The sequence below is a fragment of the Actinacidiphila acididurans genome (assembly GCF_016918855.1).
In the GTDB taxonomy this organism is placed as follows: domain Bacteria; phylum Actinomycetota; class Actinomycetes; order Streptomycetales; family Streptomycetaceae; genus Actinacidiphila; species Actinacidiphila acididurans.
The window spans coordinates 188,531-215,410 of sequence record NZ_JADKYB010000010.1 but is presented as its reverse complement, the minus strand read 5'-3'; the positions used below and the strand labels follow the sequence as shown (position 1 = coordinate 215,410).

Annotated in this window: 22 protein-coding genes and 2 pseudogenes; 11 read left to right on the top strand and 13 right to left on the bottom strand. The window is 71.4% G+C overall.

The genetic code is table 11. The annotated features are described in order from the left end of the window. Positions 1-6: 6 nt before the first annotated feature. Positions 7-849 carry an S-methyl-5'-thioadenosine phosphorylase gene (locus ITX44_RS20270; protein WP_205358705.1) on the bottom strand — a complete coding sequence of 281 codons (843 nt, stop codon included), beginning with the start codon at positions 847-849 and terminating at the stop codon, positions 7-9. Between the two features lie 159 nt (positions 850-1,008). Between ITX44_RS20270 and ITX44_RS20265 the strand changes: the two genes are divergently transcribed. Further along, positions 1,009-2,085 (top strand): hypothetical protein, encoded by a 1,077-nt coding sequence (locus tag ITX44_RS20265; RefSeq protein WP_205358704.1) that lies wholly within the window; start codon positions 1,009-1,011, stop codon positions 2,083-2,085. 679 nt (positions 2,086-2,764) lie between these two features. Here the strand turns inward: ITX44_RS20265 and ITX44_RS20260 are convergent. The 11 genes from ITX44_RS20260 to ITX44_RS20210 all read right to left on the bottom strand — a co-directional run bounded on the left by ITX44_RS20260 (position 2,765) and on the right by ITX44_RS20210 (position 16,556). Next, positions 2,765-3,478, bottom strand: coding sequence for a thioesterase II family protein (locus tag ITX44_RS20260; protein ID WP_205358703.1), 714 nt, complete (start codon positions 3,476-3,478; stop codon positions 2,765-2,767). Next, on the bottom strand, positions 3,475-4,791 hold the full coding sequence (locus ITX44_RS20255) for an APC family permease (RefSeq protein WP_205358702.1): 1,317 nt from the start codon (positions 4,789-4,791) through the stop codon (positions 3,475-3,477). Before ITX44_RS20255 ends, ITX44_RS20260 begins: the two co-directional genes overlap by 4 nt. Beyond that, positions 4,788-5,567 (bottom strand): alpha/beta fold hydrolase, encoded by a 780-nt coding sequence (locus tag ITX44_RS20250; protein WP_205358701.1) that lies wholly within the window; start codon positions 5,565-5,567, stop codon positions 4,788-4,790. Before ITX44_RS20250 ends, ITX44_RS20255 begins: the two co-directional genes overlap by 4 nt. Before the next feature lie 23 nt (positions 5,568-5,590). Further along, the gene (locus ITX44_RS20245; protein WP_205358700.1) at positions 5,591-6,832 is read right to left on the bottom strand and encodes a cytochrome P450; all 1,242 of its coding nucleotides are present in this window, start codon (positions 6,830-6,832) and stop codon (positions 5,591-5,593) included. Then, positions 6,819-7,052, bottom strand: coding sequence for an acyl carrier protein (locus ITX44_RS20240; protein ID WP_205358699.1), 234 nt, complete (start codon positions 7,050-7,052; stop codon positions 6,819-6,821). The genes ITX44_RS20245 and ITX44_RS20240 overlap by 14 nt, the downstream gene beginning before the upstream one ends. Continuing rightward, positions 7,049-8,569 carry an AMP-binding protein gene (locus ITX44_RS20235; RefSeq protein WP_205358698.1) on the bottom strand — a complete coding sequence of 507 codons (1,521 nt, stop codon included), beginning with the start codon at positions 8,567-8,569 and terminating at the stop codon, positions 7,049-7,051. The genes ITX44_RS20240 and ITX44_RS20235 overlap by 4 nt, the downstream gene beginning before the upstream one ends. Further along, positions 8,566-10,347 (bottom strand): asparagine synthase (glutamine-hydrolyzing), encoded by a 1,782-nt coding sequence (gene asnB, locus ITX44_RS20230; RefSeq protein ID WP_205358697.1) that lies wholly within the window; start codon positions 10,345-10,347, stop codon positions 8,566-8,568. Before asnB ends, ITX44_RS20235 begins: the two co-directional genes overlap by 4 nt. A gap of 4 nt (positions 10,348-10,351) precedes the next feature. Next, positions 10,352-12,100, bottom strand: coding sequence for a non-ribosomal peptide synthetase (locus ITX44_RS20225; RefSeq protein ID WP_236061122.1), 1,749 nt, complete (start codon positions 12,098-12,100; stop codon positions 10,352-10,354). Between the two features lie 258 nt (positions 12,101-12,358). Then, complete coding sequence (locus tag ITX44_RS20220) at positions 12,359-13,156, bottom strand: thioesterase domain-containing protein (RefSeq protein WP_205358695.1); 798 nt, start codon at positions 13,154-13,156, stop codon at positions 12,359-12,361. 20 nt (positions 13,157-13,176) lie between these two features. Beyond that, positions 13,177-15,180: a condensation domain-containing protein gene (locus tag ITX44_RS20215; RefSeq protein ID WP_205358694.1), complete on the bottom strand. Its 2,004-nt coding sequence runs from the start codon at positions 15,178-15,180 to the stop codon at positions 13,177-13,179. A gap of 53 nt (positions 15,181-15,233) precedes the next feature. Continuing rightward, the gene (locus ITX44_RS20210) at positions 15,234-16,556 is read right to left on the bottom strand and encodes an MFS transporter (protein WP_205358693.1); all 1,323 of its coding nucleotides are present in this window, start codon (positions 16,554-16,556) and stop codon (positions 15,234-15,236) included. Between the two features lie 575 nt (positions 16,557-17,131). Between ITX44_RS20210 and aroA the strand changes: the two genes are divergently transcribed. Next, positions 17,132-18,496 carry a 3-phosphoshikimate 1-carboxyvinyltransferase gene (aroA, locus tag ITX44_RS20205; protein ID WP_205358692.1) on the top strand — a complete coding sequence of 455 codons (1,365 nt, stop codon included), beginning with the start codon at positions 17,132-17,134 and terminating at the stop codon, positions 18,494-18,496. Between the two features lie 21 nt (positions 18,497-18,517). Here aroA and ITX44_RS42695 read toward each other — a convergent pair whose 3' ends face one another. Then, positions 18,518-18,961, bottom strand: coding sequence for a response regulator transcription factor (locus tag ITX44_RS42695; RefSeq protein ID WP_307795390.1), 444 nt, complete (start codon positions 18,959-18,961; stop codon positions 18,518-18,520). Between the two features lie 582 nt (positions 18,962-19,543). On the opposite strand from ITX44_RS42695, the pseudogene ITX44_RS20195 reads away from it, so the two are divergent. The 9 genes and pseudogenes from ITX44_RS20195 to ITX44_RS20155 all read left to right on the top strand — a co-directional run. Beyond that, positions 19,544-19,864: pseudogene (locus ITX44_RS20195) on the top strand (AMP-binding protein); the annotation flags it as partial. 1,274 nt (positions 19,865-21,138) lie between these two features. After that, positions 21,139-21,498 carry a hypothetical protein gene (locus ITX44_RS20190; RefSeq protein ID WP_205358691.1) on the top strand — a complete coding sequence of 120 codons (360 nt, stop codon included), beginning with the start codon at positions 21,139-21,141 and terminating at the stop codon, positions 21,496-21,498. Between the two features lie 76 nt (positions 21,499-21,574). Then, positions 21,575-21,829, top strand: coding sequence for a hypothetical protein (locus tag ITX44_RS20185; RefSeq protein WP_205358690.1), 255 nt, complete (start codon positions 21,575-21,577; stop codon positions 21,827-21,829). Between the two features lie 87 nt (positions 21,830-21,916). Further along, positions 21,917-22,465, top strand: coding sequence for a hypothetical protein (locus tag ITX44_RS20180; protein WP_205358689.1), 549 nt, complete (start codon positions 21,917-21,919; stop codon positions 22,463-22,465). A 163-nt stretch (positions 22,466-22,628) separates the two neighbouring features. Then, positions 22,629-23,831 (top strand): AAA family ATPase, encoded by a 1,203-nt coding sequence (locus ITX44_RS20175; RefSeq protein WP_205358688.1) that lies wholly within the window; start codon positions 22,629-22,631, stop codon positions 23,829-23,831. A 64-nt stretch (positions 23,832-23,895) separates the two neighbouring features. Beyond that, positions 23,896-24,069, top strand: a pseudogene (locus tag ITX44_RS20170) (IS5/IS1182 family transposase); the annotation flags it as partial. A gap of 258 nt (positions 24,070-24,327) precedes the next feature. Further along, positions 24,328-24,627 carry a hypothetical protein gene (locus ITX44_RS20165; RefSeq protein WP_205358687.1) on the top strand — a complete coding sequence of 100 codons (300 nt, stop codon included), beginning with the start codon at positions 24,328-24,330 and terminating at the stop codon, positions 24,625-24,627. Between the two features lie 239 nt (positions 24,628-24,866). Further along, on the top strand, positions 24,867-25,169 hold the full coding sequence (locus ITX44_RS20160) for a hypothetical protein (protein WP_205358686.1): 303 nt from the start codon (positions 24,867-24,869) through the stop codon (positions 25,167-25,169). Then, positions 25,170-26,789 carry an alpha/beta hydrolase gene (locus ITX44_RS20155; protein WP_205358685.1) on the top strand — a complete coding sequence of 540 codons (1,620 nt, stop codon included), beginning with the start codon at positions 25,170-25,172 and terminating at the stop codon, positions 26,787-26,789. It begins immediately after the preceding gene. The last annotated feature ends 91 nt before the right edge of the window (positions 26,790-26,880 follow it).

Genomic DNA, 26,880 nt, shown 5'->3' with positions numbered 1-26,880 from the left:
CGGAATTCACTGCCCTTGCGGCAGTTGGAACCCGGGATCCATCCCGTTCAGCGCGTTCGCGCAAAGGCAGTCCCGCGCCTCGTTCGCCGGCAGGGCGGCCACGGTGTCGAACAGCACGCCCCGCAGCCGGTCCACATTGGCGGCGAACGCCTGAAGCACCTCCTCGTGCGAGACGCCCTCGCCGGTCCCGGCACCCGCGTCGAGGTCGGTCACCAGGGTCAGGGACGTGTAGCAGAGCTCAAGCTCACGGGCGAGGGCCGCCTCGGGGTGACCGGTCATCCCCACCACTGACCAGCCTTGAGCCCGGTGCCACAACGATTCGGCACGTGTGGAGAAGCGCGGGCCCTCGATCACGACCAGCGTGCCGCCGTCCACGGGTTCCCAGTGCCGGCCGTGTGCTGCCTTCAGCGCGGATGTCCGGCCCGTGGGGCAGTACGGGTCGGCGAGCGACACGTGCACGACGTTCGGCACCGTGCCGTCGGGCAGCGGCAGCCCGTCGAAGTACGTCTGCGCCCGGGACTTCGTACGGTCGACCAACTGATCCGGAACCAGCAGTGTGCCCGGCCCGTACTCGGGGCGCAGACTGCCGACGGCGCAGGGGCCGAGGACCTGGCGGACCCCGACGGAGCGCAGGGCCCACATGTTGGCGCGGTAGTTGATGCGGTGCGGCGGGAGGTGGTGGCCGCGTCCGTGCCGGGGCAGGAAGGCGACCTTCCGGCCGGCGATCTCGCCGAGGAAGAGGGAGTCGCTGGGGGGTCCGTACGGCGTCTCGACCTGGACCTCGGTCACGTCGTCCAGGAACGAGTAGAAGCCGGAGCCGCCGATCACACCGATCTCTGCGTTTGCCATGACCGCACGGTAACCATCCTCTGACGGCCGAAGTCCCGGTCCTCGCACGGCGTCAGGATCTCGAAAGGAGTTTCAGCGCGTCTTTGCGGCCCGAGGTCACGCGCGCCGACTGCCGAGGGTTTCGGCTCGGACGGCGGGCGTTCGCCGTACCGTGGCGGCATGACGATCCGTGACGGCGTCGGCATCGATCTCGACAGCATTCTGCGTCAGCTGGAGGCCAATGGCTTCGATGATGTCCGGGTGGAGTTCGCTCCGGATGACAGTGGCGGTGCGGCGGTTGTCGATGTGGTGCGTCGGGGGGTTGCGGCGGCCAACGAGGTGGTCAACGAGGCGGCGGATTCTGTCTGGGGGGCCTGGCTGACAGCGAGCTTCGCGGGTGTCTCGGTGAAGCTGACACAGTTGGAGAGCTGGGAGGCGCTGGTCACGTGGCTGGAGGCGTTCGCCGGTGAAGTACGGGCGGGTGGGCTGTCGGGTGAGCTGCGGGCCACGAAGACCATCCGGCTGCCGGCCTGGGTTGAGCGGATCGCCGATCCGATGGTGACGGCGTACGTCGCGCTGGCCGCGCCGGGCGATGCCGGGGCGGCAGGCTGGCCCGAGCGGGCGGCGCGTTGGGCGGCCGAGGCCGGAGGTGACGCCTACGTCTCCAGCGGCGGGATGAACCAGCTCGACACCACCGGCGACGTGGCGGCGCACTTGGCGTCGGCACTGCACGTGGCTTCGTCCGGCGCGCTGTTGTACGCGGACGAGCGGGCGTCGCGGGCCGCCTCGGTCCAGATCGGCGCGAACGGCCAGGCGACGTATCAGACCCATGACGCGTCCGCTTCCCTGGCGGCCCAGGCCGGCCGGGCCCGTGAGGCCGTCCTCGCCGAAGCGGAGCACGCGCGCTATGCCTTCGTGGCGCCGACGCCGCACCGGGTATACGCCTGGGACGCGCGCGGCCGGGCCCTGCCGCCGCTGCGACCGGAGGTCTCCGCCGCCGCACTGCGTGAACACGCCGACCTGTGGAGCCGGTTCGTCCCGGATGCCCACTGCATGCAGCTGCTCACCGACGAGCACCTGGCCCGGGTCTCGGATCTTTCGCAGTGGAACGTGACGCACGTCACTGCCGGGCGCACGCTCGTCGAGGCGCCGGATCCGGCCGAGTGGCTCCGTCCCGGCGGACCCGCGCCCTCGGTCCTTGACAAGGCGCGTGCCGACTTCGGCCGGGCTCTCGTGTCGGCCGACGATGTCCGATAGCCGCCGCTCACCGGGCTGAGCCGTGATTGCCGCTCGTTGACCGCCCATCAGCACGCTGACAGACTCTTCGAGGCTCGAACCATTGTGTGTCTGGCCGATACCAAATCCTCGCCAACGGACGTTGAGCCCGACGCCGCTGCCGAAAACGTTGTCGACGGCCCCGCCTGCCCCGGCAAGGCCGACACGTGCGGCGACCTCCACGAAGCCGTCGGCGCCCTCGCCCCAACCCCCGCCGGCAGCCCACGCGAGCCCTACCGCGAACACACCCTCGACGCACACCGATACCAAACCCCCGCCAACGGACGTTGAGCCCGACGCCGCTGATCCCGCCTGTCCGCCGAACAGCGCCGACGCCTCCGTCCCGGATCCGGGCGGCAATCGCTCGAAGCCCATCAGCGACGACTTCAAGGTTCAGTTGGAACCGGCGTGCAAGGAGGATCCGGCACAGCACGCCGCCTACCTCTTCCACACCTACAGCGACCCGGCCCACGACGGCGTTTCCCCCCCACGCACGGTCGCTTGGCCACCTCCCCGGTCGTATACGCCACGCGCTGCGTGCACACGTTGTGTGTCACGACAGGACAGTCGAACGGCCCCACGGTGTACGACGACATGGAGCAGGCCCCCCAAGACCAAGGGGCAATCCCCAGCCCGCCCAGGTGAGACGGGGGCAGGTCCGTCACGGGAGTTCGCCCAGGGCTCCGCTCAGCCAGGTCGTGCAGGGCGGGGAGTGGAGGACGTCGGTGTGGCCGCCGGGGAAGGTGCGCTGGGTGAAGGGGCCGGACGTGACGTCGCGCCAGGGGGTGAGGGCGAGGTCGCTGGTGAGGGGGTCGGAGGTGCCGCGCAGGGCGAGGACCGGGCAGGTCAGGGGGCCGGGGGGCGGGGGTGCGAAGCCGGCGAGGAGGCGGAGGTCCTGGAGGGTGGTGTCCACGAGGATCTCCCGCCACTCGTCCGAGGGGGCGTCCGCCAGGGCCACCGGGTCGACGTCGTCGAGGTACACCGCAGCGTCCGCGTGGGAGGCCGCCGCCTTCTCGGGCACCTCAAGGAGTTCGGGGGCACGCGCGCCGGACACCACCAGGGCCGCGACCGAGGTGCCGGCCCTCGCCAGCCGGGCAGCGGTCGCGTACGCCACATACGCCCCGTAGCTGTGGCCGCACAACACCGGGCGTTCGTGGTTCCGGCGGCCGATCTGCTCGGCGCAGGAGCGGACGACGGCGTCGAACGATGGGGCGGGAACGCCGAAGTCGCGCCCGTACCGGCCGGGGTAGCGGACGGTCCAGGCGGCGCGGCCGAGAGCGGCGGTGAGCGGCTGGAACTCGCGGCCGAAGGAGCCGGCGCCGGGGAAGAGCACGGTCACGCGAGGGACGCCGTCCGGGGCGGGGGCGTCGGTCATCGGGGGCTCCGCTGGTGGTCGGCTGCCGGGCGGGGAGCGGGAGGCGGGCCGGCCGCCGCAGGGTCCCGGGTCCGGGAGCGGCGGTGGAGGGCGGCGGCGGCGAACACGGCGGCGAACAGGAACCAGCAGAGCCACATGGGCGGTCCTGCGAGCAGGGTGACGGCGGTCACCGTCACGGCGCACAGCACGGTGACGGCGCGGGTCGCCGCGCGCGGCTCGGCCAGCCTGGCGAAGGAGGCGGCGCCGATGCCGTAGAGGACGAAGTAGATGCCGCCGGAGACGATGAAGAGGGACTCGAACGGGACGAGGCCGGTGGACGCGGTGACCGCGATGAGGGTGAGCACGGCGCCGACGGCGAGGACTGCGGTCACGGGGTTGCGGTCGCGGGCCCGGACCCGGCTCAGCGGGGCGGGCAGGTAGCCGCTGCGGGCCAGGCCGAAGACGAGCCGGGACAGTGCCAGGACGGACGCGAAGACGTTCGCGGTGATGGGCGCGAGCACCAGCAGCAGGGTGACCGGGCGGCCGAGGCCGCCGAAGGCGCGCTGGGCGAGCAGGAGCAGCGGGGCGGAGTCGAGGGCGTCGTCGTGGGAGCTGACGGCGGCGAACAGGCCGGCGAGCACCAGGGCGTAGAGCGTGACAACGATCAGGTACGAGGCGGCGAAGATGCGCGGTATGAGGTGCGGCTGCTTGTGCTCCTCGAAGGTGAAGGCGACGGTCTCCCAGCCGGTGAAGGCGACGTAGACGGCGGTGAGGACGCCGCCGATCCTGCCGATCGGCGGCAAGGCGGTGGCCGGCGCCTTGGGTCCGTGGACGGCGACGGCGGCCGCGGCGGTCAACAGCACCACGGCGAACAGGCAGAGGATCAAGGTGACCTGGAGCCGTCCCGAAACGTTCGTGCCGACGCGGGCGACGGCGGTGGCGCCGGCCAGCACGAGTACCGGGAAGATCCAGGTGAGGCTTCCCACGCCGGAGAACTGCGCCGCGTAGCGGCCCCCGGTGACGGCCGTGCCGGGGATGCCGGTGACCAGGGCGAAGGTGGCCGACATCCCGGCGGCGCGGCCCGCGGAGGGGCCCAGGGCGATCTCGGCGTAGTGGGCCACCCCGGAGGCCGACGGGTGGCGGCGGCCGAGCCATGCGTAGCAGTACAGCAGCGGTACGACCGACAGCGCGGCGATCGTCCACGGAATCCAGACCGACCTGCCCAGCTCGTGGTAACTGGTGCCGGGCAGGATCATCATGCCGCTGCCGAGGATGGTGGACAGCGCCACGAAGGTGCCGACGGTGCCGCCCATCGACTTCTGCAGATCGCTCACTCCGCCTCCGGGGTGGTCGGCGCCGCGTGCGGTCGTACGGGGGGTGGTTCGGCGACCGCGGCCAGGCACGCCTCCAGGGAACGTTCCAGCACTCCGATCACGGTCTCGTCCAGCGAGTGGCCGCCGTCCGCGACCGTCAGGTGGAACTCTCCCGCCACCCGGTGGCGCCAGCCGACGACGTTCTCGGGCGGGATGAAGACGTCGCCGCGGGTGGACAGGACGTGGAGGGTGCCGAGCGGGCCGGCCGCGGCGACCCACTCAGCGAGGTGGTCGGCGACCACGGCGTCCCGGCGGATGCCGTCGGCGATCTCGGCGAGCATGTCCTCGTCATCGAGGAGGTCCTGCGGGAAACCGTCGTGGGCCAGTGCCGCGGCGACCTGGGCGTCGGAGTAGTGCGACATCGTCGGGATGCGGCCCTCGGGGTCCGGGCAGGGCGCGTTGATGACCAGCAGGGCGACGGACAGGGCGAGGCGTTCGGTGAGGCCGTCGTGGAGGCGGAGCGCGGACAGGCCGCCCATGCAGTGGCCGACCAGGACGACCCGGTCCGCCCCCGACCGGCCGGCCGCCCGCCGGAGTTGCTCGGTGCAGGCCTCCTGCCACCCGCCGGAGGTCAGGGCCTGCGTGGAGGGCGGGTTGGGCAGGGCGGTGTAGGCCATGCCGCGGCGGGCGGCGAGCTTCTCCAGGTTCCCCAGAGTGCTGCCGCCGGCGCCGGCGGCCGGAAAGGAGGCGATGAGATCCCTGACGCCCGTGGTGCCCGTGGCCGTGGCTGCGCTCATGTCGCCAGGTGCTTCACGTCCGTTCACTTCGCCAGGTCCTTCGCGTCCTCGGCACCGACCACTTCGACGTGCAGCTCCGTCAGCCCCAGCATGAAGTTGGAGTGGAGTTTCCGCGGGGTGTCCACCACCACGAACGCCTTGTCCCAGGCGGCCAGTTCCTCGATCAGGGTCTGGATCTCCAGGGTCGCCACCGGGGCGCCGATGCAGCGGTGGACGCCCGCGCCGAAGGCGATCTGCCGGTTGTCGGGGCGGTCGATCACGAAGTCGTCGGGGCGGTCGAACACGGCCGCGTCGCGGTTCGCCGACATGTTCCACAGGGTGACGAAGCTGTTGGCGGGGATGGTGTACCCGCCGATCTCGACGTCGGCCACGGTCACCCGCTGCACGTAGCTGTTGGTGGAGGTCCACCGCAGCAGCTCCTGGGTGGCGAGTTCGGTGGAGACGTCGCCGTCCACCACCCGCTGCCACTGGGCACGCTCGTGGTGGATGGTGTCCACGGCCAGGCTGGCAGTGTGCGGGGTGGTCTCGTTGCCGCCGACGGCGACGTTGAGTCCGTTCAGCAGCGCGACGTCGCGCGTCATCTCGCCCCGGACGACGCACTGGGCGAGGTAACCGATCATGTCATCGTCGGCGCCGGAGTCGATGCGCTGCTCGATGAGGTCGTCGACGAAGTCCAGGACCTCCAGTTGGGCGTCCACCAGGGAGTCCAGGGGCGACGTTCCGGCGTACGCGCCGTCGCGGTAGCCGATCATGGTGCGGGTGGCTTCGAGGAGCACCGCGGCGTCCTTGGGCCCGACGCCGAAGAGGACTTCCAGCACGCCCTTGGGCAGCTCCGGCGCGACGACCCGGCTGAAGTCGAGCCGGTCGCCGACGGACAGTTCGGCCAGGGCGGCGCGGATGTTCCGGCGGACGGTGCGGCCCGTGTTGCCGAGCATGGCCCGGTTGAACCCGCTGTGCTTGACGGGGCGTTTGATCGCGGTGTGCGCCGGGGGGTCGGCCACGATGAGCATACGGCCGGAGGCGGTGTCCTTCTCCGGGTGCCAGGAGCCGTCGATCATGGTGCCGTACGACGAGCTGAGCCGTTGGTGGTCGATGTACGCCGCGTAGACGTCGTCGTACCGGGTCAGCGCGTAGAACTCGTACCCGTCGGGCCTGCGGTGGATCGAGACCGGGTGTTCGGCGCGCAGGTCCGCCAGGTAGGCGTAGGGGTCGCCGACGGCGAAGAACTCCGCCGAGTAGAGCGGGCTGTCCTCAACGACCAGCATTCTCGGCTCCGATCAACTCGGCGATGCCCGCGGGTGTCCGTCCGCCGAAGAAGACGTGGCCCGGGACCCTGACGCCGGTCTGCTGCTTGAGCAGGGCGCGGCAGCGCAGGACGGCCAGCGAGTCGACCCCGGCGGCGAAGATGTCCGTCTCCTCGGTGATGTCCTTGTTCAGGACCTTCTGCACGCATGCGATGATCATGGCTGTCGATATGTCGGTCATCTCTCTCCGCCTTCTTCTGTCGCGCGGTGCCGGGCCATCAGGAGGCGGGTGTCGACCTTTCCGCCGGACTTCGTCGGGAAGCTGTCCGTCAGACGGACCCGGATCGCGGGCGAGAAGCCCTTCACGACCGGCTCGACCAGCGAGGCGAGCGCGGTGTCGGCGCCCGGCGCGGCGGTGCGCACGAAGGCCACCGTCGACTCGGCGTCCTGGACGACCCGGCAGTCCAGCACGCCGGGCAGGGCCGCCACCTCCTGTTCCAGGGCGGCGGCGTCCACCCGTGTCCCGTTGACCTTGATCCGGCTGTCCAGCCGGCCGGCGAACACGAGGTCGCCGGCGTCGTCGACGCTGACCAGGTCACCGGTGTGGTAGGCGCGTTCCCCGTCCTCTTCTGCGAACCGGTGGGCGAGGGTGCCCGCCGCAAGGTACCCGAGGCAGACGAGGGGGCCGGCGACGACCAGCTCGCGGCCGGCGGTGGACGGGTGGTCCGCGTCTCCGTGCCCGTTCCGGTCCCCCTCCGGTGTGCGCAGGGTCTGCCGGCACCCGTCCAGCGGTCTGCCGATGGGGATGAGGGGGGTGGTGAGGACCTCCGGGAGCTCGTACCGGTGGGTGGCGAAGGTCGCCTCGGTCGGGCCGTAGAGGTTGACGAAGTGGTTGCGCAGGCCCGCCTGCCGGGCCCGGCGGTAGGTGGAGACCTGGAACTGCTCGCCGCCGCTGAAGAGCCACGGGATGCCGGCGATCGCCTCGGGGACGGCGGCGACCAGGGTGGCGACCACCGCCGCGGGCAGCAGCACCCGGTCGATGCCGTACGTGCGGGCCAGGTCGGGCCAGGCGAAGACGTCCTCGTTGACGCCGGGCAGGCACACCACGGTGCCGTCCGCCGCGACGGTCCGCCAGGTGTCGAACCACCAGCCGTCGTAGGCGGGCCGGGCGAAGCTGCCGGAGGTCAGCCGGCCGGTGGCGGCCGGTACGTCCAGCCCGCGGCAGGCGAACAGGGCCAGCAGGTTGCCCCGGGTCACCGCCACCGCCTTGCGGCTGCCGGTGCTCCCTGAGGTGAAGTTGACCGCGACGACCTCCGCGGGGATGCGGTCCGTGCTCGTCCGGCCGGCCGCGCGATCGGTGCCTGGGCGGTTCGCCGCACGACCGGCGCTCGGGCGGTCCGCCGCGCCTTCGGCCGCAACGGACCAGGAGTCGCCCGTCACCGTGACGGTCAGCGCCAGGTCGGGCCGCACGTGGTCCAGTTCCTCCGGGCCGAAGCCGCCGTCGTCGGCGACGGCCACGCACCCGGCCCGCCATGCCGCCAACTGTCCGGCGAAGCAGCCGAGCTTCGCGTCGGACCGTATCCGTATCACCCGGACCGGGCCGTCCGCGCGGACGGCCGCCGCGATCGCCGCCTCGACCGCGGAGGCGAGGTCGTCCACGCGCCGCGCGCTGTACTCGGTGTCGTCCTCCACCCACAGCATGCGGGGCGACCGCCACAACCCGCCGTGCAGAAGTGCGTTCCACGCGTCGTCCGTCATGACCGAAGCCCCAGCTCGTCGATGATCACACTCACGGTGATCAGGCTCAGCCGCAGGTCCCACCGGTCCGGGGTCGGGTCGGCGCCCAGCTCGTCCAGGGCCTGCGGTCGGAACACCCCGCTCGCCGCCACGAGGTCGCGCCAGCGCGCCAGCAGCCGGTCGTCGGCGACCGCGTCGAGCCCGTAGGCCGTGAAACCCTGCTTGGCGCGCCGCAGCACCGGCTCCGGGAGGACGTCCGCGTAGGCGGCCTTCAGGCAGGCCTTGCCCTCGAAGTCCGCCACCTTCTCGGCGTCCCCGGCGCGCAGCCCGAGCTCCACCACCTCGTTGCCGAGGAAGGGGTAGCGGCCCTCTACGGAGTGCGCCATGAGCATGATGTCGCCGTGGTCGCCGAGCAGGTGGCCGCCGAGCTGCACGTGGACGTCGGCGATCGAGCGCATCTGCATCCGGCTCAGCCGGGCGGTTTCCCGGTCGTCGAAGGGGATCAGCCGCTCCCGCCAGAACTCGTCGCCCTCCGCGGCTGCCGCGGCGGTGGGCGTCAGGGCCAGCCGGCGGTGGCGGTCCCGCCTGCGCCAGTCGACCTCCCAGCCGAAGTCGGCCCTGCCCCACGCGCTCTCGTTCTCGGGGCGGGCCTCCGGCGGGCGGCGGCGCGGGAGGCTGTCGAAGGCGTACGAGTCGTAGCCGAAGAACAGTTCGTCGGCGCCCTCGCCCGAGATCACGCCCTTGACGCCGGCCAGGTGCACCTCGCGGGACAGCATCAGTGCGGCCACGTTGTACGTCTCGCGCTGCGGGTAACAGCAGTGCCGGACCATCTCCTCGAATTCCGCCGCGACGTGCGCCGGTGTGCAGCGGATCTGGTGGTGCTCGCTGCCCACCGCCTCGGCCACTTCGCGCTGGAAGCGGCCCTCGTCCAGTGCGGCGTCGTCGAAGAGGACGGAGAAGGTGCGGGCCGGCTTCTCCAGGACGCCGGCGGCCTCCGTCACCAGTGTGGAGGAGTCGAAGCCGCCGCTGAGGTAGGCACCGATCTCCACGTCCGCGCTCAGCCGGTCGCGTACCGAGCCGTGGAGCGCCGCACGGAGTTCTCCGGCGGTGACGGGGGCCGCGTCCGCGCCGGCGAACTCGCCGTACCGCCAGTAGCGGTCGGTACGGTGACCCTGCGCGTCGAAACGGACCACGCAGCCGGGCGGCACGGCGTGCACGTCCCTGACCAGGGTGCGCGGCGCCACGATGTTGCCGAGCGAGAGGTACTGGTCGAGGGCGCGGTGGTCCAGCCGCCAGGTGGCCGGTACGGAGGCGACGAGGGGCCTCAGCTCGGAGCTGAAGTGGACCGTGGTGTCCCGGGCCGTGTAGTGCATCGGGCAGATGCCGAAGCGGTCGCGCCCGAGGTAGAGGCAGCCCTCGGCCTTGTCGTAGACCGCGGTGGCGAACTGGCCGTCCACGAGCCGCAGGCCGGCGGAACCGTACCTCGCGAACAGCTCGGGGATGACCGCCACGTCCACGGCGTTGGCGGACCGGTCCTCCCCCAGGCGCCGGCGCAGTTCCCGGTGGTTGAACACCTCGCCGTTGGTCATGGCCACGAACCGGCCGCTGCGGTCCTCGGCCGGCTGCCAGCCGTCCCTCAGCGCGGTCATGCCCAGGCGGCCGAGCTTCACCGACAGGGTCGGGGTGCTCAGCGAGTACGTCTCGTCGGGCCCCCGGTGGAGCAGCCGGGCGTGCATGGCCGCGGCGACGGAGCGGTCCATGTCACCGTCGGGCGCGAAGGTTCCGCACAGGCCGCACATCGGGTCACACGCTCCGTTCCGCGAGGTGGTCGGCGAGGACGCGCAGGTTCTCGGCGCGCAGCACGTCCCGCACCCCGGCGTCCGCCCAGCCCAGTTCCCTCATCCTCGTGACCAGCACGATCGCCGACGCGGAGTCGCCGCCCACCTCGAAGAAGTTGTCGTCGAGGCCGATGTCGCCGGTGCCGGTGAGGGTGCGGACGACGTGCAGCACCTGGTCGCCCGGTGAGGCCGGCGTGCCGTCGTCGCCGGCCGCCTCGTGGCGGCGGGCCCGCAGGGCGTCCCGGTCGACCTTGCCGTTCGGGGTGTACGGAAAGGCGTCGATCCGGGTGAAGACCGAGGGGATCTTGTACGGGTCGAGGAGCGCGCCGAGGTGCCGGCGCAGCGCGCGGGCATCGGCATCGCCCTGGTAGTAGCAGACCAGGGCGTCGGCGGTGGAGGGGTCCGCGCCGCCCGCACCGTCGTGGGCCTCGGCGACGACCACCGCGTCGCGCACCGAGGCCAGCCGGCACACCGCGTTCTCGATCTCGCCGGGGTCCAGGCGGTAGCCGCGAACCTTCACCTGCCGGTCGAGGCGCTCCACGAAGTACAGCCTGCCGTCGCGCAGTTCCACCACGTCACCGGTGCGATAGGCGTCGGGGGCGCCGGGGCGGGCGAAGGGGCGCACTCCGTGCTCGGTGAGGTAACCGGCGGCCACGCTGGCGCCGGTGACGACGAGTTCGCCGCGGGGGACGGGGCCGGCGGCCGGCGTGTCGGGGGCCGGGGCGTCCACGTCGCGTATCCAGTAGTCGCAGTCGCCCACCACGTCGCCGAGCGGCACCGACTCCCGGCAGTCGGCCGGGTCGAGGGGCTCGGTCAGCAGGTTGCACACGGTGGTCTCGGTGAGGCCGTAGGCGTTGTGGAAGTCGGCCACCGCGGACCACTTGTGCACGACGGCGGGCCGGCAGGCTCCGCCGCCGTTGACGACGTGCCGCAGCCGGAGGCCGTCCGGCTCGGTCGTGGTGAGGGCGAAGGGCGTCGTCTTGAGATGGGTGATCCCGAACCGCTCCAGGGTGTCCCGCAGGACCGCGCCGGGCGCGAGGTGGGCCTCCTCCACGACGACCAGACAGGCGCCCACGGTCAGCGTCCAGAGGATTTCGGTGACGCATCCGTCGAAGGTCAGCCGGGCGAACTGCAAGGTGACGCAGCCCGGTCCGACGTCAAGACGCTCGACATGGTCCCGGATCACCGCGGCGAGCGGGGCGGTGCGCACCAGCACGCACTTGGGCCTGCCGGTGGAGCCCGAGGTCTGGATCGCGTAGGCGAGCTCGCCGTCGGCGAAGGCCGGGAGCGCGGCGGGCCCGGGGCTCGTGGCGAGCGGGCTCGCCGCCGCGTCGGAGGGGCGCCATTGGGCCGGGACCTCGGCCAGGTCCGGGGCGGGGGCGCCGGCCGAGGAGCCGGCCAGCAGCCGCACGCCGAGCAGGCGGACCTTGTCGGAGTTGGAGGACGTGCTGTCCCGGCCGTCGATGAAGACGAAGGGGCGGCGGGCCCGGAGCGCGCCGACCATGGCCACGATCGCCGCGGCCCCGCGTTCCGCCCGGATGCCGATGAATTCACCGGGCGCGGTACGGGCCGACAGCCGGCCGGCGAAGGCGTCGACGAGTTCGCCGAATTCACGATAGCTGATCGACCGGTCGGTACGCAGTGCGGCGTGCTCCGGGAAATCCCGCACGGCGCGCTCGATTCCGTCGAGGACGGACACTTGCCCAGTAGTCAATGTGGCCTTCTCCATCGATTTACGAGCTCGGCAGACGGAAACCGGAGAGCACAATGCGTTCAGCGCACTGTTCGACAGAGCCTCGTTCACCGCACGCGCGATGCACAGATATCGCGGAGGCGTGGGGAAGTAAAATCCCGAAACATTCCCGGTGCATCATTAGACCTGGAGGGCGGTTGTTTTTCAAGTGCTGGATACCGGCATCTTTCAGCCACCGCCCGGTAATTGTGAAATCTGTGTGAAGCCGCCTCACCCCCGTCAGGCTTCCAGTGCGGCCCGGACCAGCCGGGCCACCTTCGGCAGGGTATGGCCGGTCCAGATCGAGTAGTGGGTGCCGGGGACGATGTGCTCGGTCAGGTTCGACGCCACCGTGTTCCAGCGCATTGCGGACCATGGCGACTCGGAGGCGATGAGATGGACGACCGGGCCGTCGTAGGGCTGGGTGACCTCGAAGCCGTAGCTGGCCTCGAGGTGGGCACGGAACATCGGATATCGCTCGGCCAGGAGGTCCGCGTCGAGCTCGGCGGGCAGCGCGGCCGCCCGTTCGGCGGCCCGGAAGACCTCTTCGGCGCCGGCGTCGGCCGGCATCCCGGCCAGCACCCGGTCCGGTGTCACCGGGTCCGCCCCCACGCTGGCGAGGACGTTGTGCAGGAACCACCGTACGATCTCGCGCTCCGGCGGGAGTTCGGCGATCCTGGGCACGCTGACGTCGACCATGACGACCGTGCGGACCCGGGTGCCGGCCCGCGTCAGGCGACGCGCCGTGTCGAGGGCGATGATGCCGCCCAGCGACCAGCCGAGCAGCGCCACCTCTCCGCCGTGCCGGAACTCCCGCAGTATGCGGGCGTACTCGGCCGACAGCGCGGGCAGCGAGCGCACCGGCTCGCGGTTGCCGTCGAAGCCCGGTGCCTCGATCCCGAAGACCGGCCGCCCTTCGCCGAGCAGCCGGGCCAGCCCGAGGTACGACCACGCCGAGCCGGAGCTGGCGTGCACGCAGAACAGCGGGGTCGCGGTGCCCCCCGGGGCGAGGGGCACGATCCGGTCCAGATCCACCATGGCTGCCGGCCTCGCCGCCGTCAGGCGGACTCGCCCTTCACCTTCTCGTCCACGACGGAGGACACCGCCCGCACGGTCGCGTTGCCGTAGAGCGCGCGGACGCTGAGCTTGATGCCGAATCCCCTGTTGATCCGGCTGACCGCGCGCATCGCCTGGAGCGAGTTGCCGCCGATGTCGAAGAAGCTGTCCTCGGCGCCCACCTCGGGCAGGGCCAGGACCTCGCCGAAGATGCCGGCGACGGACTTCTCGGTGGCGGTGCGGGGGGCGTCCCGGTCGGCCCCTGCGGTATCCGCTTCGCCGGCCGGGACCGCTCCTTCGGGGCGGGCGGGATCCGCCCCGGAAAAGGACCCCTGGGCCGGCCGGTCCGCGCGCTCCAGCCGCAGGTCGGGGGTCCAGCGCACGCGGACGCCGGTGCGAACGGCCCAGCGGCCCGGCCGGAAGGGGTCGGCGACCGGCATCCCGGCCGAGGTGCCACCGCCCGGCTCGGGGACCGCGACCAGCAGTTCGCCGGGAACGCCCGGAGGGACCAGGCCGAGCGCCCGGTCCACCACGTACGCCTGGCGGTCCGCGGCGGACAGACCTGCCCAGAGGGCGGACACCGGTGCGCCCGCGACCGCCGGGGGCAGGTCGCCGCGGCCGGCGGCGAGCAGCCGCTCGGCCGCCTCCCCGGTCACCAGGGGGATCGCGGACAGCCGCTGGTCCGGGTCGGCGGCCGCGGCCAGCAGCACCGCCTCCAGGTGGTCGAGCATCGCCTCCATCCGCCACCGGTCGAACATGTCGGCGGAGTACTCCACGCCGGCGCGCAGCGCGGAGCCGTCGTCCACGATGCTGACCGAGATGTCGAACCGCGAGCTGACCGAGTCGAGCGTCACGATCTCGGCGGTCACTGCGGGGAACGCCAGCTCCTCACCGGACACCGAGGCGCCCAGCAGTTGCAGGCTCACCTGGAACAGCGGGTTCCGGTTCGGCTCACGCACCGGCTGGACGGCGTCCACCACCTGGTTGAACGGCAGTTCCTCGTGGTCGTACAGCTCCAGGACGCCGTCCGCGACGCGTTCCACCAGCTCGCCGAAGGTGGGGTCACCCGACAGGTCCGAGCGCAGCACCACCATGTTGATGAACATGCCGACCAGCGACTCGAGCTCCGGGTCCGGCCGGCCTGGCATGGGCACCCCGACGGGGAGGTCCTCCAGCCCGGTCCAGCGGCCGAGCACCACGGCGTACGCGGCCGCCAGCACCATGAACATCGACACGCCCTGCTCGTCGGCGAGCCGCCGCACGGCGGCGCGCACGTCGGCGGGGAACCCCTTGACCAGGGAGGCGCCGCGGTGGCCCCCTTCGCCCGCCGGGCGGGGCCGGTCGTGGGGCAGTTCCAGCACCGGCAGCCCGGCCAGCTTCTGCCGCCAGAACGCCACTTCCTCGTCCAGTACGGCTCCGTGAAGGCGTTCGCGCTGTGCCTCGGCGTACTCCGTGTAGTCCAGGCGCGTCTCCTCGAAGACCGGCTCGGCGCCGGACTCGAACGCCCGGTAGGCGGCGGACAGCTCCGCATTGACCACCGAGGTGGACCAGCCGTCGGTGATGATGTGGTGATAGCCCTGGTAGAAGACGTATTCCTCCTCGGCGGTCCGTATCACCCCGAAGCGGCACAGCGGGCCGGTCCTCAGGTCGTACGGCTGCGACCGCCGGGCCTCGATCTCGGCCCGGACCCGCTCCTCCCGCTCGACGGTGGACAGTCCGCGCAGGTCGGTCACCGTCAGCGGCACCGTGGCCGGCGGGGCGACCACCTGGTACGGGGTGCCGTCGTCGTCGCTGAAGGTGACGCGCAGTGCCTCGTGGCGGGCCACGACGAGGTTCAGCGCGCGATGCAGCGACCCGGTGTGCAACGGACCGCGGAGCCGCCAGACCATCAGGACGTTGTACGCGTTCCCGGGCGTGAGCTGGTCGAGGAACCAGAGCTGCTCCTGGGCGAAGGACAGGCGCCGGGTGCGCGTGCCGTCCGTGCCCACGTGGCCGTGACGCTGCATCGGTTACTCCTTCGATGAGGATCGGAGCCTGGGCCGAGTAGGTGCGCCCGGGGTCAGGCGGCTTCCGGCGAGGTGGCGGGTTCGGTCTCCGGCGCCGGCATGGCGCGCAGCCGTACCACCGGTGACAACGCGATCGGGACCACCATCGCCGCCGAACAGATCGCGACCACCGTCAGTCCCGGCCGCAGGCCGATCGCGCCGCCGATCAGGCCCCCGAACAGCCCGCCCAGCGCGCCGCCGCCGAAGAGGAGGGTGCGGAAGGCGGCGTTCATCCGGCCCATCAGCGACCCCGGGGTGATGGTCTGGCGCAGCGACAACTGGGTGACGTTCGACAGGCCACTGCCGAAGTAGCTGATCAGCAGGGACAGGATGAACAGGGCGATCACCACCGGCCTGGGTCCGCCGGCGAGCGGGAGCAGCAGCGGCGCGGTGTAGATCGCCGCCAGCGCGAGTCCGTACACCGGGCCCACCGGGTAGCGGCGCAGTACCGACCTGGACATCAGCGCCCCCAGCAGCGCGCCGACCGACGAGCAGGAGAAGACCAGGCCGACCGCCTCCGGGCTCAGGCCGCGGTCGCGCACCCCGTAGAGCAGGAACAACGTCTGGACGCAGGTCAGCGAGAAGTTGGTGAAGGGTGCCAGCACGGCCAGCGAGCGCAGCACGCCGTGGCCGAACACCCAGCGCACCCCTTCCAGCAGTTCCCGTCCGAGATGCCGTTTCGCCTGGTCGCTGCGCGGCGGTACGGGCTCGGGGGTACGGATGAGCAGCAGGCCGGCCAACGAGGCCAGGTACGACACCGCGTCAAGCACCATCGCGGTGGGCGGCCCCAGCCAGCCGATCAGCACACCCGCGACGCCCGGCCCCGCCACGTCGGTGGTCGACTGGGTGACGCCCAGCTTCTGATTGGCCTCGACGTAATGCCGGGAGTCCTTCACCAGGGTGGGCACGAAGGACATCCAACTGACGTCGAACAGGACCGAGAAGACGCCGACCACGCAGGCGATCACCAGCAGGCCGGACATGGACAGGTGGTGGAGGTGCCACAGCAGCGGAATCAGCGCGATCAGCAGCATCCGCACCGCGTTCGCCGCCATCATGATCGGCTTGCGTCGGCCCCGGTCCACCCACACCCCGAAGACGAGCGCCAGGAACAGGTACGGAACCAGCTGCAGGAAGCGCAGCAGGCCCACCGCCTCCGCGCTCGCGTCGAAGGCGATCACGGCGGTCAGGGGCAGTGCCAGGCTGGTGATCTGCGTGCCGAACAGCGACAGCGCCTCACCCGACCAGAACTTCAGGAAGTCGGTGTTGCGCCACAGCGTCCCCGACGAGACCTCGGGGGGCTCCTTCGAGACCTGCTCGTCCAGGGCGCCGGACATCGCGTCGCCTCAGCCGACTTCGGCGTGCCGGCAACGGTACCCGTACGCCGGTGTCGGCTCCCGCCGTAACGACCCCTCGCGTTGCACGCGCTCCTGAGAATCGTCCACGCTGAATCCCTCGGCTCATTCGGCTGCGTCCGGCGCATGAGCATACGCATTCGGCTACCCAGTCGCCAGAGACTTGGCGCGAATCCTGTGCTGCTGCCGTTGAGTTGCCGTCGTCGTGGCTTATCCCGGGATTCCAGGGAAACGAGATCATGGCCGGTTCCGGACGCCGGGAGCGGGGACCGGCGGTGAAAACGGAACACCTTGCCAGGGCAGGTACGGAAAACGCCATGGGCCGATGGACCTATTGTCGGCCCGTGGCACGGAAACAAAACTCGTACCGCACCCCGCCGCCGGAAGGGGGACCGTTGTGTGCCAGCGATGCTTTTTCCGACCGGCCGGCTCCGACAACTGGCCCGCCGGTGCGCGCCGGCGGACACGCCGCCCGCACGGCGGGGGCTCCGGCTGCCGTGGACATCGGGCGACAACGCCGGCAAGGACATCCGACGGCGAACGATGGGGAGATGGGGATGCTGCTGAAGGTTGATCCGGTCGATTCCTTTTCCGGGACGTTCCGCGTCCCGTCCTCGAAACCGGAGACGCAGCGGGCCATTCTGACCGGCACGCTGGCCGAGGGCACGTCACGGGTCTTCAACGACCTCCGGTGCGACGAGACGGAGACGATGAAGAACGCCTGCCGTGCCTTCGGTGCCGAGATCACCGAGCACGACGGGTACCTGGAGATCCGGGGTACCGGTCGGTCCTTCCGGCACCACCGGCGGGTCATCCAGTCCCGCGGCTCGGGCCTGGTGTTCCGCACCATGACCGCGCTGGCCTCCGTACAGCCGTCGCCTGTCGTGGTGACGGGCGACGCCACCCTGCGCAACCGTGTGATGGAGCCCCTGCTGCGCGCGCTGCGCGAACTCGGCGCGGACATCGAGTCGATCGTGAGCGAGGACAAGGCCCCGGTCGTCAACTGGGGCGGCGGGCTGAAGGGCGGGGTCTGCCGGCTGCCCGGCGACATCAGCTCACAGTTCGTCACCGCGGTCCTGTTCGCCGCGCCGTTGGCCGACGGCCCGGTGGAGATCGAGGTGACGGGTGACGTCTACTCGCAGTCGTACATCCGCCAGACGCTGGCGAGCCTGACCGGCGCCGGTATCAAGGTCTCCGCGTCGGATGACTTACGCCACTACCAGGTGGAGCCCTCCTCCTACCGGGCCCAGGACGTCACCACGCACGAGGACTACACCTCGGCCTCGTACCTGCTGGCCGCCGCCGCGCTCTTCCCGGGGCGGACCGTCCTGACCGACGTGTACGGCGACAGCATGCAGGGCGAGTTCGCCATCGTCCCCATCCTTGAGCAGCTCGGGGTGACCGTCACCTTCGACCGGGCCACCTCGTCGCTGACCGTCGACAACCCGCCGGACAGCCTGCGCGGCTCCTTCGAGGTGAACGTGCAGGACTGCCCCAATATCGTGCCCACGCTCGCCGCTCTCGGGGCGTACGTCCAGGGCAGCCTGCGGGTCACCGGCGGACGGCTCACCCGCTTCCACAAGGCGTCCCGCATCGAGGCCATGGCCACCGAACTCACCCGTATGGGCGTGGACATCGAGGTCCTGTACGACGACGGGATCTGCGACGGCTTCGAGGTCCGCGGCGCGCGGTCGTACCCCGGCGGGGCGACTCTGTCGAGCTGGGGCGACCACCGTGTCTTCATGTCGCTGTTCGTGGCCGGGCTGCGGATGCGGTCGGCGAACCGGTTCGCCGGCTTCGAGGACGTGCGGCTGTCCTTCCCCGCCTTCCTGACGGAGTTCGCCAAGGCCGGGGTGCGCACCACGGCCGTCGAGGGGGACGGCGACGCCGGCGGGGTGGTCAGCGAGGCGATGGCCGGCTGACCCGGTCGACCGGCGGCCGGCTCACCTGACCCCCACGGCGTACAGCGCCGCCTGGGTGCGGTCGGCGGCACCGATCTTCGGATAGATGGCACTCAGGTGGTTCTTGACCGTCTTCTCCGAGATGCCCAGGTGTCGCGCGATCCCCCGATTGCTCAGACCGGCGGACACCAGCAGCAGGACGTCGGTCTCGCGGGACGTCAGGTGGGCCAGGGCCTCCGGTGCCAGGGCCGGGGTCCGCCCCGGGGTGACCGGCGGCTCGGGCCGGGCGTCCTGCACGGCGTACAGCGCCGCCTGGGTGCGGTCGGCGGCACCGATCTTCGGATAGATGGCACTCAGGTGGTTCTTGACGGTCTTCTCCGAGATGCCCAGGTGTCGCGCAATCCCCCGATTGCTCAGACCGGCGGACACCAGCAGCAGGACGGCCTGCTCCCTTCGGGTGAGACCGGCTGCGCCTCCCTCGTTCACGGCTTCTCCAATCGCGTCGGCAGACCTGATGGAGCCACGGGAAAAGGAACGGGGGTGACGACCGGAAAGCAGCGGCACCGCGACAACGCCGGGGCGGGCGTGGGCGTGACCGCGGAAGGGGACGGCACCGGGCGGGCACAACCCTGCCAGGGGTGGTGCGGGAGCGTGGTGGACCCGGAGGCACGGAACAACGGGTGGAGCGGGACGGGACGCCCAGGACGGGTGATCCGACGCGTAACGCGGTCGATCAAGCCTGCGTTCGATGAACGATCCCTCGCCCGGTCTCCCGGATCGAGAGCAATACCACGAAATTCCGTCAGAAATGCTAACCAGGCTCTCTCCGCGGTGTCAACCATGCGGTGCGGCGAGGAGTCGAGGCTCAGTTGCCGGCCGCGGTGAGCTTCGCGGTAGCCGGGTCCCGCACGGGCCTCGGGCCGGGCGGGCCGGGGCATGGGGTGCGGTGGGAGGGTGCGGTGTGGGGTGCGGTACATTCCGGCGTCTGACGGTGCGTCAGCGCGGGAGGCTGCGGCCCTGCTCTCCGTACAGGTCAGAGGGGGTGCGTCAGTGAGCCCGGGAGGGCGGAGCGGGGTCGGCCCGGGCGACCGGGTGGGTGTCCGGGTGCCGTCGGGCAGCAACGACCTCTACGTGTGCATCCTGGCCGTGCTCGCGGTGGGCGCCGCGTACGTGCCGGTGGACGCCGAGGACCCGGACGAGCGGGCGGAGCTGGTCTTCGGCGAGGCGGGCGTGGCCGCCGTGCTGGGCGCCGACCGCACCCTGACCCCGACCGGCGCCGCCGGAAGCGCCGCGGCCCGTGGCACCGAGCCCACCGCCCGCCGCCCTTCTCCCGACGACGACGCGTGGATCATCTTCACCTCGGGCTCCACCGGCCGTCCCAAGGGCGTCGTCCCTCGAGAAGAAACGCACCCACACGTACTTGCGCCTGGTACACGTCAAGGGGGAGCTGCAGGTCACGGGCCCAGGTGCCCGGCTGCGGTCGCGTCGTGGTCGCTGCTCTCCGGCCGAGGACAGGCGGCTGGCTTTACCGCGGATCCCAACCAGTCCACGGCGGACTACCTGGTGGCGTGGCCGGAGGCGAAGAGTCTCGTGCTGCAGCCCACGACGATGGCCCGCTACAGGGACTACGTCACCCGCGACCTCATCCCCGCTCTGGGCGACATCCCCCTGGACGACCTCGGCTACCCGCACATCGCCGCGCTCGTCCACGCCCAGCTCGCCGCAGGACGGGGCAAGGTTACCGTGCACCGCATCCTCGCCATCCTGTCGAGCGCTCTCCGCCCTGCACTGGGACGACGTCCACCTGGCCCAGCACGCCCTCCACGTGCGCCGAACCCTGTCCGCCATCGACCACGCCCTCAGCGCAAGCACCCCGCCGAGCCCTGGTGCCGGCCGCACAGGCTTGCCGCGACCACTCCGCGATCACAACCCCGCCGCCCACAACCAGCTCACACCGATCAAGCCGAGAACGGCACCGGCGACTTCGCCCACACAGGGCCGGGAGGCCCCACGCCTGCGACCACAATGCGACCACACCGCATTCGAGCACGAGAAAGGCCGCCCCCGCATCTCTGCGAAAACGGCCTCCGACCTGCGAAAACGCTGGTCGGGACGACAGGATTTGAACCTGCGACCCCTTGACCCCCAGCAGGGGGAGCGCGCTAAGTCCCGCCGGATGGTCGAAGGCTGACCTGCGCCTCAGCTCAAGGGAATGGCAGGTAGCGAGCGTGAGCCCTAGGACGTTGCGCAGTGAGGCAACCTGTCGCGCACCCCTGATGCACCTCCTGATCCCCTCTCCGTTCTTCAAGATCACACCCAGATCACACCCAGACATCGGCAGAAGTACCCGACAGATGCCACAGGCCACAGGCCTGGTGCCGTAGGGGACCGACACGCGGACTCCAGCGCCCCGCAGGTCCCGCAGCCAGCCCGTCACTTGGCCCAGCGGGGCACAGGCCGAGGCCGAGCATCAGGGCGGCGTAGTCGATTGGCCCAGCTCCGACGGCCCGCGGCGGTGACCCCACTGCCGCACCTGCCCGGTACGAGGTTCTGCCGGCTGGAGCCCAATCGGTCGCGCAGTGGCTGTAGGCCGGGGCCGGTGATCCGCAATGCCTGCCGGCTTGACCAGGAATCGCACAGCCAGCATGTACGTCCCGCCCCGCATGCCGGCCACGCGACGGGGCCACGGCGTCGGGCTCGGTTTCCACAACTTCCGCCGCCTGACCGTGCCGCTCGGCAGCCGGCTCGGCGTGACCATCTCCCGTGACCGGCAGGACACCGACCGGCTAGGCGTCGCGGACTTCAACCGCTTCACCATCTTCAACAGCCGGGAGTTCGTGGCACACGCACCGGACTGGCCCCGCAGCCACCCTGCCCTGCACCGGGAGATGACCGAACTGCTGCTCCGGCAACGCCTCGTCGCCCCCGCCTTCTTGCAGGACTACGCCCCGGGAGGCCGGGGCAAGTCCGCCCTGGACGAGATCACGGAGGGTCGAGGACTCAGCGCCCGCGCAGGCGAGTGACCAGCCCGCGGGCCCGGCGGCAGCCGTACGCGAAAACCTGCGGCGCGGTGACCACCCTGATGAACAGACTGGCGGCATGACCGACGACTGGCAGCCCGGCTACCCCATCGACCTGCGGACCCCGGAGCAGCGCGACAAGGCATCCACGAACCACGTCTCACCCGACTTCGAATACCAGATCGGACGGGTCCTGGCCCGGTACACCGGCGTCCGGGTCTACCTCCAGGACGACAACCGCGCGCAGAAGAGACCCCCGACGTCCGGATCGACTACGGCAACGGCAGGGTCGGGCACGCCGAGATCTGGATGGAGCTGGACCGGCAACTCGTAAGTCGCAGGCGTCCTCAGCCGGCAGCCGACCCTGACGGCGGCGCACCTCACTCGCGACTGGACCGTCCGGGTCACCGGCGCTTTCCGGTTGAAGAGAGGGAAGGACACGCGGTGGCTGCCCGACGTGCTGGGGCCCCTGGAGGCCGCCGGCCACGTCTACGAGTACGCCCCGCGCCCGGACAACCTGTCCGTGCACCCCGGCCCGCTGGCCGATGAGGCGCGCAGCCTGGGGATACGGGGGCTTGCCTCGGCCCCGGCTCGCACCGGCGGTCCCGGGCGCGTCGAGTTCACCGTGTGGGGGACCGGAGGTCCGGCCGACGTGACCTGGGAACCGTTCCACGACTGGCTGGACGACCACCTGTCCGCCGACATCCCGCACATGCGAGGCAACCGCGAGAAGCTGGCGTTGACCGGCGGCGACGAACGTCACGCCGTCGTGGGCGTGACGATGAGCAGCTCCTGGGCGGCCTTCCACGCCCTTCACCACGACGCCAACACGCTGCCTCCCCTGCCGCCGACGCTCCCGCCGGAGTTCACGCACCTGTGGCTGATCGGCGCGCAGGCCTCCGACCGCGTCCTGGCCTGGTATCCCTACCTCGGGTGGTTCGAGCCGCATCGGCACTGGGCAACGTACTAAGCCCAGCCCGCCCGGCACCTATGCTGTGGTCCGCCGGGGGAAGCAGCGGCGCGGCGCCGCGGTCGGACCGGCCTGCCGCGGGAGGCCCGGACGTCGCCGCAAGGCGACCAGAGGGTGGCCCCGGTGACGCGGTGCGGTGGGGGGAACTGCGACAGTAGGGCGCATGGAGCCCAGTCATTTCCGCATCACCCGGGTCGTGCTCAGGCAGTTCCGCAGTCTCGCAGAGGCGGACGTGTCCCTGGGTGATCTGGTGTTCCTGGTCGGGCCCAACGGAGCGGGCAAGAGCAACTTCCTGGACGCACTGCGCCTGGTGTCCCAGGGCGTGGGGTCCTCACTGCACGACGCGCTGCACGAGCGCGGCGGTGCCGCGCAGGTGCGGCGCCGAGCGCCGGGGCGGCAGGATCGCTTCTCCGTGCGGCTCGAGTTCGAGGGTCCCGACCTCGCCGGCACCTACGAGGTGCAGGTCGCCGTGGCGCGCGGGGGCGGCTTCCGCGTCGCCGGCGAGCACTGCGCCGTGGAGTCCGGCGGGCGGCGGGCCTCCTACCGGGTGGAGGACGGCGCGCTCGCCGTCTCCACCGAGCGCAGGCTGCCGGCCGCCGACCCGCAGGGCCTCCTGCTGGCGCAGCTCGGACGGCACGCCGCGTTCCGCGCGGCGCACGCCGGCCTGGCCGGGATGAGCGTGTTCGACCCCGACCCGCGGGCCATGCGCGTGGTCCGGCCCGCCCAGGACGGCCGCGCCCTGCTCCATGACGGCTCGAACGCGGCAGCTGTGCTGTACCGCCTCGGCCGTGCCGCCAGCGCCGAGGAACACCGCCGCCTGGAGAGCTACCTGCGGCAGATCGTGCCCGGGCTCACCTCCGTGCGCCGCCGCGTGACGGGCGGCGCCGAGACCCTGGAGTTCGGCCAAGCCGTGGCGGGGGCGCCCCGCCCCTCGCGGTTCGCCGCGGGCTCGGTCTCCGACGGCACGCTGCGCGCCCTCGGCGTGCTGCTCGCGCTCTTCGCGCCGGCGGCCGGCGGGCAGGGAGTAGTGGCCGTCGAGGAGCCGCAGTCCGCGCTCCACCCGGCAGTTGTGGCCGTGCTGCGCCAGGCGCTGCGGGACGCCTCCGACCGCCGCCAGGTGCTGGTGACCAGCCACAGCCCGGAACTGCTCGAAGACGAGGAAATACCGGTGTCCCAGGTGCGGGCCGTGCGCAGCGTGGAGGGTGTCACCACCGTAGACGAACTCGACGAGCCAGCCGCCTTCACGCTGCGCGCGGGACTGGGCACGGCCGGCGCGCTGCTGCGCGAGGGCCGCTTGGTGCCGCGCCCCTCCGCGGCGGGCGCAGCGGGGGCTGAGGACAGCGTCCGCAGCGCCGGGGACCTTTGAGGGTGTGACCGGCGACTCGCGCGGGGACGACCCATGTCGCGAGCAAGTAAGCACACTCTCCCACGGCGGCCGCCCACCCGCCTTCGACCCCGACGCCTACAAGCAGCGCAACACCGTCGAGCGCTGCATCAACCGCATCAAGCAGTGGCACGGCCCGGCCACACGAACCGACAAACTCGCCATCGCCTACCAGGCCGCACTCCACCTCACCGGCATCTTCATCTGGACCCGACGCTAACCAAAGAGACAGAACCTAGGAAGCTGGCCAGCTAGTCTGCGGCGGACCAGACCAGCTGTACCGGGGCCGGACGCGGTGACGAGGCGCCCGGACCAAGCCAGCCCTGCCCGCCGGTTCGGGTGCCCTGCGAGCACGCTGACAAGCACCTCTACGGTGCGGTGTTCGCGGTTCGGGAGGGGCGGTGTTCAGCCCGGGCCGGTGCAACGATGCCCGCCTGCTGGATACACGAACGCGGGGAGGAGGAGGGGGAGGAGGACCATGGACGACCTCTATGTGGCTGCGGCCGCGACCGCCGGAGCGGGGGAGTACGTCACTGCGGTCGTGTCGTGTCTGGCTGTGGGTGGTGTGCTGGTCGTGGGCGGGCGCAGGCTCTGGCGAACGGGTCGTCCGCTGCTGGCCCCTGACGGGCCGGTGCGTGTCGGGGAGGCGCTGTACGAGCCGTCGCCGCCGCGCCGTCGGCACCGGACGATGGGCCGGGCCTTCGCCGCGGTGGGATGGTTCTTTCTGGCCGGTGGCGTCCTGAACGCCGCACTCGCTGTCCACGCCGCTCTCACCTGACACGCAGGCCGGCGCCGCATCTGATGGCAGGCCCCGGTCATGTCTCCTTGCAGGTCCGTGGCATGCCGCCGGGCACCGTGGACCGGGAGTTGAAGGCTCCAGAAGGCCGGGGTGCGGACGGCGTCCTGGCTGGGCCGGTCGTGGTGCGGGTGGCGGGGGTCACGTAATGCGGTGGTGTGTGTGCGTACCGCTGTCGTTAGGATCACCGGTGACCAGTGGGTGCCATGGGGGTGGTGGTCATGACCGATCTGAATGTGGATCCGGGTGAGTTACGGGTGTCCGCGCACATGGTGGACACTGTCAACGGCAGGGATCTGGACGACCGGATCAAGCAGGCGCTGGCGAGCACGAATGCCGTGGCGCAGGCGCTGTCTGGCTGGACGGTCAGGACCGAGGCCGATGCCGTGGCCGACACCTGGCAGCCGGCTCTGCGGGGTCTTCAGGAGCGGATGTCGGCGGCGGCGGATGCTCTGCGGCAGTGCGCGACCAGCCATGAGTGGAATGAGACGCTCATGGGCCGGGACTTCGAGGGGATCGGGTAGATGCCGGATTCCTTCGCGCTGTTGTGGAGGCTGGACGTGGAGTCCATCGCGGAGGCCGCCCGCAAGTGGCGGAGCCTGTCGCAGGAGTTGGGCAGTGCGCACACCCGGCACCAATTGCATGTGACGGCTCCTTTGCGGAGGGCCGGCTGGTCGGGTGAGGCCGCTACCGAGGCGTTCGGGTTCCTGGCAGGGGTGGAGGAGCGGCTGGCGATCGGCCGGATCGAGGCGGAGACCATCGGTACGGTCCTGACCGTGGTGCACCAGCGCATGGAGCAGGCCCAGAGCAGCCTGCGCGCTGTGGTGCGGGAGGCGGAGGCAAGCGGATACGCCGTGGACGACGCCGGTACGGTGACGGCCCCGAGGAGCACCAACCGCTACGAGGCGGAAGAGGCCGGCGCGGAGTTGGCCGGCTACCGTCGGCGTATCGACGCCGCCCTCGAGGCGGCCTCGCAGGCGTCGGAGGACGGGCGGAACGCGCTGGCGGTTCTGCACGGCGACGTGATGGGCCAGTACCGGCAGCACGCGTTCAACGAGGCGGGCGTCGACGCACACACGGCCATGGAGCTTCTCGGTGTCCGCCCGCCCCGGCCGCCGCGGGACCCCAAGGCCGCGGCGAAGTGGTGGAGCGGCCTCAGCCCGGACGAGCGCCGCGAATACGTGCTGCTGTATCCGCAGCTGATCGGGGGCCTGGACGGCCTGCCGGCGACGGTGCGGGACGACGCCAACCGCCTTGTGCTGGACGGGCAGTTGGACAGCCCGGACTTCGCGACCGGTCATGACTACGGTGTGGCCTCCGACGCCGTGCTGGACCCGCGGTATCGGCGGCTGATGAAGGTCAAGGACACCCTGGACTCGTACGAGGGCGCCCCGCCGGGCCAGGAACTGTACCTGCTCGGCTTCAACAGCGCCGGCGACGGGCAGGTGATCATCGCCCAGGGCAACCCCGACACCGCCGCGCACACCGGCGTCTACGTCCCCGGGACAGGCACGACGATGGACAGCACGCCCGGGTCGGTGGACCGTATCGACCGGCTCCGGCAGGCGGCCCAGGCCGCTCACCCGGACGGTGCCGTCTCAACGGTGTTCTGGCTGGGGTACGACGCGCCGGAGCTCAACACCAGCGTCGTGACCCTCGGGCGGGCCGAGGCGGGGGCGCCGGACCTGCGCCACTTCGTGGAGGGCACGCGCGCGGCCCAGGGGAGCGGCCATCACCAAATCACGGTGATAGGGCACAGCTACGGCTCGACGCTGGTCGGCGCCGCGGCCAAGAACGGGATGCTGGGGGCCGACGACATCGTCGCGGTCGGCAGCCCCGGCATGGACGTCGCCTACGCCAGCTCCTTCGGCATCCCCCGGGACCATGTCTACGCCGGGGCCTCGCCGAACGACCCGGTCGCGCAGGACCTGGCCGGATGGCTGGGCGAGAAACCGACCTCCGACGCCTTCGGCGGCAATGAGTTCACCGTCGCACCGGGCGGCCACAGCAGCTACTTCGACCAGGGCAGCGCCGGCCTGGAAAACATGGGAAGAATCATCGCAGGCAGAAGGCCCACCCTGGTACACCCCGCCCCGCCCACCGATCCCGCGCTGGGCCTGTATCCCCACTCGTATCCGCACTGACGAAACACTGGACACATCAATGAGCCGGACGAAAGCAGGTCTTCCCCTCATGAGAGGAATCCGCTGGCCGCTGCTCGCGGCAGCTCTCGTC